The organism is bacterium (assembly GCA_035419245.1).
Taxonomy (GTDB): domain Bacteria; phylum Zhuqueibacterota; class Zhuqueibacteria; order Residuimicrobiales; family Residuimicrobiaceae; genus JAKPUX01.
Genome location: DAOLSP010000001.1, coordinates 1,003,844 through 1,015,837, shown reverse-complemented (window position 1 = coordinate 1,015,837; position 11,994 = coordinate 1,003,844). Strand labels below are relative to the sequence as shown.

Below are 11,994 nucleotides of genomic sequence, written 5' to 3'. Positions count from 1 at the left end.
GTAATGCCTTGAAAAACCTTCCCCTTAATCCCTCCTATGGTCATTTGATACTATCTGAGCACCAGCAGCTTGCGGACCTGCTGCCGTGCCTCCTGCTGCAAGGTATAGAAATAGACCCCCGAGGGGAGCCGGGAGGCATCGAAGGCGACCTCGTGCGCGCCCGCCGCCATGAGACCATCAGCAAGGATGGCGACTTGCTCTCCTAAAAGGTTGCAGAGCGACAGCCGCGCCGGTCCCGGAACCGCCAGGCTGAAGGGAATGCGGGTGACGGGATTGACCGGATTGGGATAGCAGCTCCTCAACTCGAACCGCAGGGAGCCGGATTCCGCCTTTTTGACCGCCGAGGCCTCATCGCAAAAAATGGAGCGTTGCCCCGCCTCCGTCGGTCTGGATTCCATCCCCAGATCGTCAAAAGCCCTGGCGGTGATCAGGCGTCGACCGCGCAGGATTTTATAGTCGGCCAGGTTCCAGGCGAAGGCGAAATCGTGGGCCTTGTCGACGCTCTCACCGATGAAATGATAGTCGTAATAATACTCGACGCGGCGCACATCCTCCGAAGCCTTGACCGAGAGCAGCAGCGTGCTGTCCAGACGGACGGTGCTATCGCCGGCCAGATTCAGCGCGACCTCCGGCCGCGTGTTGGGCGTATAGATCCCGGCGTGCGGACCGCAGAGATAGCCATAAGCGAAGATGGCCTGGCACTGGGTCTGCTGGATCGTGAACTCGCTGCCGGCGATGCTCCAGCGGTTGGGAAAGCGCGCCTCACCATCGGGAAAATCGGCGATCGCCGGGTAGGCCGTGGAGCGCGAGTAATCCTCGTCGCCGATCCAGGTCCAGCTCTCCCCCGACATCCAGTCGCCAGTATAATGCATGTCGTAGATCACATACCCGGGCAGAATCGGGTTGTCGTAGACCATACTGTTGTAATCGGTCAGATACCAGGAGTCGCAGTGGAAGGGCTGCCGTTCGGGATTCTCGCCCAGGCCGCTGATTCGGACCAGATCAAGCTGGTTGCCGCCGAGGCAGTAATCGCAGGTGGTGTAGCAGGCATCGAGGAACTTTTTTTCGCCGGTAAATTCAAAAGCGACCGCCGCCAGAAAGAGCCTGGGGGTGCTGAGCGAGCCAAGCATGTGCATAATGCTGCGCGAGGCGCCGTAGCGGAAGCCACGGTCGCCGGCGGTCTGCACCGTCTCCTTGTCGGCCATCGCGACGAGGTCATCGATGCACTCCTGCCGCAGCGCCCGGTCGAGGCCCGGATGGCCATCCGGGATGCGACCGAAAATCAGCGCGGCATGGTGCCAAGGATTGATCATGTACCAGAGGAACGATTTCCAGCCGTTATCCCGGGCCTTGCAGCCGCGGAAATCCTCCTGATAGGTCGGGATGCCGGTAGAGCGGTAGAGTGCGGCGGCGGCCATCATCCGGCTGCGGTTGATATCGTCATCGGCATCCTGATTTTGCGCATGCGCCCAGGCATAGGCGGTTTTCGCCTCGCCGATCCAGCTCGCGCTTGCCGGATGCAGGCCCCCGGCGAATCGATCCAAATCGATGCCGAGATAGGCGGCGCAGGCAGCATAGCGGTAGGCCATCAGCACCGAATCCGCCCCCTTCAGGGCCATGACGCGCTTGTCCTGCCAGGAGGCGGTGCCGCTTTCGGCGCCGGCATCCACTCCCGCATAGCCGGGTATCCCCCCGGTGGAGTAGCCCTGGGCGATCAGTGCCTCGCGGGTCCGCTTGTAGTATTTGATCAGCCACATCGCCTCATCGAGCACATCGGGGAGGCCGTTTTTTCCTTCATCGATCCAGGGCGTGCCGGCATCGGTCTGATATCTGGCCCCGACATCGCCGTCGCCGAAATTCTCCGGTTTCAAATCAAAAAGCGCCAGCAGGGTCATCGGGACAACATAGTGGTCGGGATAGGTGTCCCAGTCACCGGCATCATGATACCAGCCCCAGACCCCGGTGACGTTACCTTTGCCCTTGTTCGGGTCAAAGTTGCCTTCCGTCTTGAGATCGGGATAGTACTTCATCACGATCCCGTCCTCGGTGCGGTGGTCGCGGGGATAGATCAGGCCCGGTTCGATCTCCTTGTTAACTCCCTGCCGCTGGGTGAAAAGCGCCCGCGAGGTGTAGTGATAGGCCTGGCGGTAGACATCATCGCCGATCTCGAAGGGATACGATGAGCCCATTTTTTCGACGACGAGGCGGTATTCTCCGGGCGTGGTGAATGCGGAGAAATCGCACTGCCAGACGTCGGCGCGGGTGTAGTTTTTATCACTGAAGGTCATGCTGGAGAAATCAGCGGCCGTCTTGAGGCGGTGCCGGTTGACCGAGCCGGAGAAGACAATGGCGTTGTCCGAGGTCCGCACGAGGTGAAAGGGGGCGTAGTAATAGCGGTCGAGATTGAGCGCACCGGCGGGATGATCGGGCGTGTTGAAGGAGCCCATCCACTGGGAAAGGTAGGCGTACTTGGGCGCCTCCGGGACCATGCCGATCTGGTTGAGATGAATCGCGGGCGAGCGCAGAGAGAAGGCGTCGAAGAGAAAGGTATAGGTATTGACATTCGATGCGAGGCCGTGCAGCTTGACCGTGTAGGTGCTGCCCTGAATCATGTTGAAGGGAAGCTCGAGATAAATCCAGTGGGCCATCAGCACCTTGGGCATCGGCGCGGCATAGAGATCGTTGAAGGATTCGCCCTTGGACTTGCGCCCTAGTGCAACCGGTCCCCGGCCCGTCTGGTAGCGGATATCGTCGGGGCTGGTGATGGTATAGTTGGAAAAGACGGCGGCAGCATCGGTGTCCAGTCGTGAATAATAGACGCGGTTGCCCCGGGCGCGCTCCTGGCCGATGCCGAAGTAATCGATGTGCCCTTCGGAGAAATAGAGCACCAGGATTTTGTCCGTCACCGGCTGAATGCGGATCAGATCGGCTGCCGGGAGTTCCGGCGCCAGAACAGCAAGCACCAGGCCGGCCAGGCCATGCAGAAACCTGTGCATCACGTACTGAACTCCAGAATGGTTGAGGGGCGGAAGCACAGGCCTCCGCAGGCGATCGATTTCACCAGTTTTTCACAATTTCCGCAAAACACTCCACACCGCTGGGAATAACGGCGCCGTAGCCATGCCCCGGCCGCGACCAGGCGCCCGCCAGGTAGAGGTTTTTGACCGGTGTGGTGTGCCCGGCGCGGGTATTCCCCGAATTGTTAACCGTTTGATCCCAGCCGTAGATAGCGCCGCGCGGATGGCCGGTGTAGCGCCGGTTGGTCAGAGGCGTGCCGATCTCTTTCACCTGGATGGCTTTGGCCAGTCCGGGCAGCAGGGCCTTTTCGACCTTGGCGATGAGAATTTCCGCCATGCGTTCCTTCTCTTTGCGATACTCCTTTTTATCTCCAGCGCGATAGGCCTTTTCATATTTTTCCCAGGGGCCATAGCCTTGCAGGGTCATGAGATTGATGGTATTCTTGCCCTGCGGGGAGTACGCGGGATTGATCGCATCGTACAGGGTGATGCCCACGCCGCTGTTTTCCACATCGCCCTTGAGAGCGCCTGCATAGGCCGCTTCCGGATCATACGACGATTCAAGGAAAATTTCCGAATCCGTTATACCCAGTTTTGTGACCAGATCTTCCTTGAGGCCGAGAAAAACCTGGAAACTCGAGAGGCTGACGCTGTAATTCTGCCACTTGGCCTCTTCGGCGGCATAAAGGGCGGGGTCGTCGAGCAGCCTTCCCAGGGTTTCCTGCGGACTGGCGTTGGAGACCACCGCCCGCGCCATGAAGGAGTGACCGTCCTGGGTGCGCACCCCCGTTGCCGCCCCATTCCTGATAAGGATTTTATCGGCCCGGGCGTTGAGCAGCAGCTTGCCGCCGCGCTCGCTCAAAAATCTGACAAAAGCATTGGAAATGTCCTGGGAGCGGCCTCTGGGATAGAATCCGCCGCCGCTGAGGTATCCCGTGAAGGGCAGAGCATAATAGAAACAAGAGAGTTTGGAGGGTGGCAGCCCATAGTATCCCCACTGCCCCGAGACCATGGCTTTCAGTTTGGGATCGCGAATCCGGGCGTCGGCCATCTCGCCCCAGGTTTTACTGTAAAACCTGAAGAGAAAGGGAAAATCATTGGGGAACGTGCTCATATCCACCTGGCCCCGTTTTGCGGAGAGGCGGCCGATGTCATCGGCCAGTCCCTGCATATCCGCAAAGAGCCCCTTGATGTTTTCGCGCTCGTCGGGGAAGAGCTGGCACAACTGGGCGATATAGGCGCCGGGGTTGCGCTGCGCCACACGGAGATCGTGCTCCGGATAGATGGAGCGGAACAGGGTGGGATGCATCAGGAATTCGACGTCGGTTATTTCGGGAAAACTATAGATGAGGTTGAAGCGGCCGTCCCTTTCACCGACCGTGGTGGAATGCAGGGAGACATCGAAATAGAATCCGCCCGGTCGCCTGAAAGCCGTGGCGTATCCGCCGGGTTTGTCGTGCTGTTCCAGAACCAGCGCCTTGAAACCCTGGCGTGCGAAGGCGGCGGCGCAGGAGAGCCCCGCCAGACCGGAGCCGATGATGATCACGTCATACTGGTCCGGACTATTATCGGCCTTGCCCTGCGGGAATGCACTCCAGTCCAGTGCTGCGGCGGGAAAGGCGCAGGCCAGCATTTTGAGGAAATCCCGCCGGGGAAGTTGATGTTCGTTCATGCCACCTCCTTGGCGCCCTCTCAGGCGCCATGAATACATGCCACAAGACGCCGCGGCTTGTACGCATAAATCTGAATCAGCTGATGCCGGCCGTGCCGCGGTACCATGAAACCGCCGTTTGTCTATCGGTGCGGCCGCACCATGGTGTTGAGCAGATGTTCCAGCACCAGCTCCGGATGTTCGCACCAACCCGTGTGCACCGGCGAGGTCTGGATGATGGTGCTCTTGGGCGCGATGAGCCACTGGAAGCGCTCGCGCTGTGACAGCCTGCCGATGGGCCCCGCCGCTTCGCCGCCGCGGCAGAGTTGCGGATAGAGTTCCAGCTGGCTGCGCAGCAATGCGAGATCCAGCCCCGGATCGAGCGCCAGGAGGCGCTCCTGATCCAGTTCGAACCGTGCCTCGAGATATTTTTTCTGCGGGCAGGAGAGAATTACGCCGACATTGACGAACTCTTCGCGCTCGACCCGGGGGACGACGCGCAGGATCGCGTAATCATACAAGTAGGGACCGCGCACGCATCGCCTCCTCGACAAAGGATTCCGATTCCTCGAGCCGTTTCCTGAGATAGACGATGTAGGCCTTGCGGGTTTCTCCAGAACTCGAAAAGGGGGTGTTGCCGTCGAACCACGCCTCCGGAATCATCGCGATCACACGCTCGACCACCTCCGGTCCGATGGCCGCCCGCATCTTGTCCCCGGCCTGCCGCAGCGCACCGGCCGAAGGCAGCAGCACATGATCCTTGATGAGGGGAAAGGGATCGCCGCTCCTCTCCAGATAATGGTGCCAGGCGTGGTGAAAATAGAGCGAGGCGCCATGGTCGATGAGGTAGAGCTGCTTGTGCCACATCAGCATGTTGGTATTGCGCGGCGTGCGGTCGATATTGGTGACGAAGGCATCCAGCCAGACGATCTCGGAAGCCAGGATTTCGGAGACCGGATGCAGCACCGGGTTGAACATGATGGAGCCCGGCAGGTAATCGAGGCCGAGATTGAGTCCTGCACTCATGCGGATGAGGTCGTGGATCTCCGGATCGGGTTCGGTGCGCGCCAACTCCGCCTCCAGATGGATAAAGACGATCTCGGGCACGGGCAGTCCGGCGGCGCGGGCGATCTCTCCGCCAACCAGCTCGGCGATCAGGGCCTTGGGGCCCTGTCCCGCACCGCGGAACTTGAGGACATAGAGGCCGTCATCATCCGCCTCGACGATAGCCGGCAGCGAGCCGCCCTCCTTCAAGGGCGTCACATAGCGCGTCGCTTCGACACTTCTGATGGTCACGGCCTCTCCTTTGGTCGCGACGTCTCTGATCCGCTCTGGCGATGGCTGCCGGTGAACTGCAGCCAGACCTCGCGGCTGCGCGGCCCGTCGTATTCCATAAAAAAGACGCCCTGCCAGGTGCCGAGCATCACCTCTCCCCCCTCCACGATCAGCATCTGCGCAGAGTTGGTGAGGGTGCTCTTGATGTGGGCGTCGGAATTGCCCTCGCTGTGGGCATACCCCGCTTCCTGAGGGATAGCGCGGTTGAGGAAAGCGGTGAGGTCGCGGCGCACATCGGGATCGGCGTTCTCGTTGACGGTGAGGCCGGCCGTGGTATGGGGACAAAAGAGGGTCATCACTCCGCTCTCCGCGCCGATTTCGCGCAAGCAGGTGCGGACAAAAGGAGTGATATCGACGATGTCGCAGCGGCGGCTGGTACGGATCGAAATTTTTTGCATGCCTGCGCTCTTTCACGAGGGTCACAAATACGGTGAAACAAAAGGCCTGATACGAAAAATAGCCAACCGGCCCTTAAAAAACAAGCGAAATCAGGAAATAGTCTGGCGGGAGATGTTCGCGGGAAAGTTGGGTGAGGAGAACAGCAGGCGGCGGCTGTACCAGCAGCCACCGCCTCAGGATAAGATGCACGTGTCCGGGCTGAGAGCGACTACCGGTTGGCCGGCGTATGGGCGTTGATCCAGCGGAGCATCGGCTGCCAGACCAGGTGCTCGGCTTCCGGCGCGGTGAAGAGGTCGATATGGGCAAATTCCTCTTCAGCGGGCAGCCCCATCGAGGGCATCAAGGTTTCGATATCCCTGCTGCCGAGCAGGCTTAGCCCATACCGGGTCGCTTCTGCGAAACCGCCGGCAGGCGTCAGATTAAGGATCGGGATACGTATATCTCCGAGATGATCGTCATAAGAGGTATTCATCACACCTGCGACATAGCCACACCATTCGACGGTCCAGATGATCGGCTCATAGGCCGTGCCGGAGGCGAGAAAATCGAGCCAGAGTTCGCGGTCGGTGAAGCGCAGGCCGGCCGGCTTGCCATCCGCCCAAACACCGGCCCAGTAATGGAAGGGGTGGCCAGGAAAAAGAGTCGGCCCAGTGACAACCGTCAGCACGAACTCCACGTTGGTCAGGGTCGCATCAAAATCATGGCCATCGGGATCGTTCCGCACCTTATCAGCCATCAGCGCGAACATGACCTGCTCCCCGTATACTCCGCCATCATGAATCGCTTGATAGGCCGCAACATAGGACTTCATCGCTTCTTTGGGAGCGCCTTCCGCCACCTTGATCGCACAATCGATCGGAATGTAGCCGCCGACATGGCGCCGCACGGCCGGCAACTGGCTTTCCTCGTTCACCAGACTGACGGTGGTCGGTACGCCATTCGAAAAGCCGGCAAGGATCATCTTGGCATCGCCGCACCCAGTCAGGATGCGTGTCAGCCGGGCTACCGCCACCGCTGTGCGCAGATCGCCAACCTGGCGCTCAAGTCCCCAGTCGATCATGAAATCGGTGTTGCTCTCCGAGGCCGGGACCAGGGCCCAGGCCTGATCGATGCCCCAAACATCGATATCATGGCGCGCCAGGAAGACCCCCATGCCAAAATCATCGGGTGTGGAGGGGGAGGCCAGACCCGGGAGCCACATGCCGGCGAAAGTTTTGCTCGAGCCGTGCTGAAAAAAGATGCTCTTTCGGGTTTTGAGGGGCTGATAGGGCCGCTTCTCCCGCACGACGCGGTGTAATCCGATGACATCATACGTCCCCGGCCCGACTCTCAGGCGTACACTGTAATGAGCAATGTCATTGGCGATGAGGGTGCGTTCAAAATCCATAAGAGGTGCGACGCCTCCCTTCGCCAAAGCGAGGCCGGCCTCCGCCAATTCCTCTCCCGATGCCTCCACCGGCCACCCCGCTTGCTCAGCCAGCGTCCGGGCGAAGGCCTGTATCGAGGCATCGGCCATGACCCCATCCTGATCCGATGGTGCCAGCGGTGCATAGCCCTGTTCTTTGGAGCAGGTGAGTGTGAGCAGTACAAGCCCTAGGGCCACAAACAGCATGCTGCTGCGCATATCGTGCCTCCTTCTGATATGCTGTTCGCTCTCAAGCCCGGCTGCAAGGGAGACTCGCGCCCATCAGGTCACCATCTGTGACCCTTGCGGTGTGCATATCGCCCGAAGCTTCAGCACGGAACGGCAGTGGCTTCCGTGCCCTTTGGACCAGCCCGATACCAATGGAGCAAGGCCGGCCAGAAGCTGCACACGTACAACCCATTCAACCACAATCGAATCGCTGCGAGACAAAAGAGCAGTTCAGGATGCGGGCAGGGTACAAGGGATCCCCGGGAAAGATATGGCAGAATGTACCCCCATCCAGAGCCACGCCCGGCTTACCCGCGAGACCAGGGGCCAGGTGGCTCACCGTTGCTGCCATGATTCAATCTAAGGAATTATCGAACTTTGCGCAATAATCTTTTTGAATATTTTTATAAAAATCTCGACCGCCCCACCGTGGCGTTTGCAAATCTTTTTCAGTTTGCGCTTGCATCCATCCCCGCCGATTCGTAACATAGAACTAGCCACAGCACATGTACTCTCAATCCAGTATCCACTCTATCCAGCGCATCCACCGCGGGAGAAAAGGAGATGGACCTGATGAGCAAAGCCGCGATGATACAGGGCAGTAGAGAATTCGTGCGTCAGGAGATCCTCGCATGGCTGCTCGAAGAGAGCAATCCCTCGGTCCGTTATCTCACCTTGATCAACCTGCTTGGCCGCAAGGAGGACGAACCACAAGTGCGTCAAGCCAGGAGCGCGATCATGCGTACCGGCGTGGTGCCGGAAATACTGGCCCGGCAGACGGAAATGGCGCGCCGGCATTGCGGCGGTGGCTATTTCAATTCCGCCGGATACTTTTTGATCACCGGGTATTTGAGGGTATAGCGCCGGCATTGCGCAGGCTGTGAAGCATTTCGGGCGGACAATAAAAACCGGTCAATGGCCCTCCCTCGCCATGCAGCGGATCCGATAACACGCTCCGGCACATCAACTCCGCCCGTAGACGCCGGAACAACTCCTGCCGCTTCACACTTAAACATGTACAGGCGGGGCCGGTTTCCGATGATCAAGCGTGAAAGACCGGCTCCACTCCCCTGGCCAGCTCCTCCAGCCGGTGCAGCTCATCTGCGCTCAGCGGGCGCGGGTTCGCAGCGATGCGGAAAGCGCGGTCCCACAGGGCCGGCTCGCCGGGCGGGATGGCGGCCGTGACCCCCTGACCATAGGTCCAATTGAGCGCCAGCCGCGCCATCTCTTCCTCTTCTGCAGGGATCGGGTGATACCAGCTCTTGCGATAGCGGCTGGTCTCCCCCTCCTTTTTGGCCCGATGCGCCAGGCCCTTCAGGGCCAGGATGCCCATCTTTTTTTCGCGGGCGACCGGCAGCACACGCGGCCCAAAATGCCCTGCAAACCAGTTGACGAAATTGACGGGGAAGAGAATGGTGTCAAACGCGAAGCGTTCCATGGCCGCCAGTGCCGCGCTCTCGGAATGCGCGGAGAATCCGAGAAAGCGGACCTTGCCCTCCTCCCGGGCCTTGAGAAAAGTCTCCATGGCCCCGCCCGGTCCAAAGGCAGTCTCAATATCCGCATCGGTGGTCAAGGCGTGCAGCTGATAGAGGTCAAAGTGATCCGTCTGTAGAGTCTTGAGCGAGTGTTCCAGCTCGTTCCGGGCTTCAGCCGCTGTGCGCATCATGGTCTTGCAGGCGAGAAAACAGCGGCTGCGGCAGGGCGCCAGGGCAGGACCCAGCCGTTCTTCGGCGTTGCCATAGCTGGGCGCGACATCGAAATAGGTAATGCCGTGATCGAAGGCCCGCGCTACCATCTCATTGGCGGTGCGCTGCTCTTCATCCATCACCAGGATTCCGCCGAATCCCAGGATCGAGAGCTTTTCACCGGTGCGGCCGAGCTCGCGTTTCGGCATTCCCGCAGGAGCGCAGTTTAAAAAATGCGGCAAAAAAGCCATGGCGGCTGTTCCTTTCATCGAGGCGGTCAAAAATTCACGGCGTTTCATAGATCACCTCAATTTTATGCGTATTCAATGAACGGTCCTTGTCCAAAGATACAGTATCTTTGGGATACCGGGCAAGGTAATTTTTCACAATAGCCTGGACGCCGCTTACTTTCCAGCAGCAGGCATCGATCAAACCGATCCGTCCTGGCCTCCATGGCCGTACACATTTCGGCACAAAGAGCTTGATCACAAAACAGTAAAAGGCTATATTGAAGCGAATCTGTGAATGGCCCTGCCCGGCAAGAACCCGGTCCGCTTTCGGAATCGATCTCCGCCCACCGCGGCGGATATTGATCATGTAGGGCAGTAATCCACTTTTTAGGAGAGAGATCATGATGAATAGAAAACGAAAGGCCTGCACACCGTCGATTTGGCTTCTCCTCCTGATCTCTGCCCTATGGCTGTCTACAGCCTACGCCCAGCAGGAGATGCTTTGCATTGACGTGGGAATCGATACCTACTGGTGGGCCGGCGTGATCAATCAAGGCTACCGAATGCCGCTGACCGCGCCTTGGCAGGCGGATCTGAACAGCAACTACGGCAACCAGGTGCAGCCGCTGATGCTTTCCAGTAAGGGCGAGGTGATCTGGTCCGACCACCCCTTCAAGATCGATTTTTCCCGGGGCCAACTGAAAATAGCAGGCCCGGTCGAGTACTCCAAAGGGCATGGCACCCTCCAGGGGGCTTACCGCTATGCCAGCCAGAGATATTTTCCGCCTTCCGGCGAGATGCCCGACTCGCTCCTGTTCAGACGGCCCCAATACAATACCTGGATCGAACTGATGTACAATCAAAACCAGAAGGATATCCTCGTCTATGCGGAGAACATCCTCGCCCACGGCTTTCCACCGGGTGTGCTGATGATCGATGACAACTGGCAAGAGGATTATGGTAAGTGGAATTTCCACCCGGGCCGTTTCCCCGAGCCCGAAAAGATGATCGAGCAATTGCATGCAATGGGCTTCAAGGTGATGGTCTGGGTCTGCCCCTTTGTCAGCCCCGACTGCGATGTCTACAGGGATCTCGAAGACAAAAAGTATCTCGTCACGAATGGAAGCGGAGAGCCGGCGATCGTGCGCTGGTGGAACGGGGCCAGTGCCCTGCTGGATCTGACTCATCCGCGGGCCTTTGAATGGTTCAAGTCACAACTGGACCGGCTGATGAAGGTGTATGGGGTCGACGGGTTCAAACTCGACGCCGGGGATTTCGAGTACTATCAGGGTGTGCATGCCTATAAAACGGATGCCCGGCCGGAGGAGCACTCGGAGCTGTTCGGCAGGATCGGCCTGGCTTACCCCCTGAATGAATACCGGGCCATGTGGAAGATGGGCGGCCAGCCGCTGGCGGAGCGGCTCCGGGACAAGCAGCATGGTTTTGGCGATCTGCAGCTCTTGATCCCGAACATGCTGACCGCCGGATTGATGGGCTATTATTTTTCCTGCCCGGATATGATCGGCGGCGGTGAATTCACCTCCTTTCTGGATGATGCCATTCTGGATCAGGAATCGATCGTCCGTTCAGCACAATGCCATGCGTTGATGCCGATGATGCAATTCTCGGTGGCCCCCTGGCGGGTTCTGGATGAGCGGCATTTCGCCGCGGTCCAAAAAGCGGTGGCGACCCGGGAACGATTCAGCGGGTATATTCTGGAATTGGCCATCCAGGCGGTCGCAACCGGCGAGCCGATCATGAGACCCCTCGAATATGCCTATCCCGGCCAGGGCTATGCAACGATCACCGACCAGTTCCTGCTCGGCGATCGGCTGCTGGTGGCGCCGGTTTTAAACAAAGGAGCCTTGAGCAGAATGGTGGTGATCCCCAGGGGACGCTGGAAGAGCTTCAACGGCAAGATCATTTCCGGGCCGAAGCGCCTGGCAGTCCAGGCCGGACTGGATGATCTGCCATATTTCGAACGGTTAAAATAGCGCTGTCGCGGGGAGGCCCTCCGGCACGCGATCCGCAGCATCAGAACCGG

The 11,994-nt window shown here is 59.2% G+C and carries 10 protein-coding genes; 2 read left to right on the top strand and 8 right to left on the bottom strand.

Annotation, left to right across the window (positions count from 1 at the left end; all coding sequences use genetic code 11):
- Positions 1–50: 50 nt before the first annotated feature.
- From PLH32_04025 to PLH32_04000, 6 genes are all read right to left on the bottom strand, one after another.
- Positions 51–2,996 (bottom strand): glycoside hydrolase family 9 protein, encoded by a 2,946-nt coding sequence (locus tag PLH32_04025; GenBank protein ID HQJ63759.1) that lies wholly within the window; start codon positions 2,994–2,996, stop codon positions 51–53.
- 61 nt (positions 2,997–3,057) lie between these two features.
- Entirely contained in the window at positions 3,058–4,689 is a 1,632-nt protein-coding gene (locus PLH32_04020; protein ID HQJ63758.1) for an NAD(P)/FAD-dependent oxidoreductase, read from the bottom strand.
- Between the two features lie 122 nt (positions 4,690–4,811).
- Positions 4,812–5,204, bottom strand: a complete 393-nt coding sequence (locus PLH32_04015; protein HQJ63757.1) for a DUF3037 domain-containing protein — start codon at positions 5,202–5,204, stop codon at positions 4,812–4,814.
- Entirely contained in the window at positions 5,182–5,964 is a 783-nt protein-coding gene (locus PLH32_04010; GenBank protein HQJ63756.1) for an aminotransferase class I and II, read from the bottom strand. Before PLH32_04010 ends, PLH32_04015 begins: the two co-directional genes overlap by 23 nt.
- Positions 5,961–6,401: a secondary thiamine-phosphate synthase enzyme YjbQ gene (locus PLH32_04005; GenBank protein HQJ63755.1), complete on the bottom strand. Its 441-nt coding sequence runs from the start codon at positions 6,399–6,401 to the stop codon at positions 5,961–5,963. Before PLH32_04005 ends, PLH32_04010 begins: the two co-directional genes overlap by 4 nt.
- A gap of 209 nt (positions 6,402–6,610) precedes the next feature.
- A complete protein-coding gene (locus tag PLH32_04000; GenBank protein ID HQJ63754.1) occupies positions 6,611–8,026 on the bottom strand; it encodes a hypothetical protein in 1,416 nt (471 codons plus the stop codon).
- Positions 8,027–8,608: 582 nt separating this feature from the next.
- Between PLH32_04000 and PLH32_03995 the strand changes: the two genes are divergently transcribed.
- Positions 8,609–8,896, top strand: a complete 288-nt coding sequence (locus PLH32_03995; GenBank protein HQJ63753.1) for a hypothetical protein — start codon at positions 8,609–8,611, stop codon at positions 8,894–8,896.
- A 181-nt stretch (positions 8,897–9,077) separates the two neighbouring features.
- Here PLH32_03995 and PLH32_03990 read toward each other — a convergent pair whose 3' ends face one another.
- A complete protein-coding gene (locus PLH32_03990; GenBank protein ID HQJ63752.1) occupies positions 9,078–9,929 on the bottom strand; it encodes an aldo/keto reductase in 852 nt (283 codons plus the stop codon).
- Between the two features lie 76 nt (positions 9,930–10,005).
- Positions 10,006–10,317 (bottom strand): hypothetical protein, encoded by a 312-nt coding sequence (locus PLH32_03985; GenBank protein HQJ63751.1) that lies wholly within the window; start codon positions 10,315–10,317, stop codon positions 10,006–10,008.
- Between the two features lie 37 nt (positions 10,318–10,354).
- Between PLH32_03985 and PLH32_03980 the strand changes: the two genes are divergently transcribed.
- The gene (locus tag PLH32_03980; GenBank protein ID HQJ63750.1) at positions 10,355–11,944 is read left to right on the top strand and encodes a glycoside hydrolase family 31 protein; all 1,590 of its coding nucleotides are present in this window, start codon (positions 10,355–10,357) and stop codon (positions 11,942–11,944) included.
- Positions 11,945–11,994 lie beyond the last annotated feature (50 nt).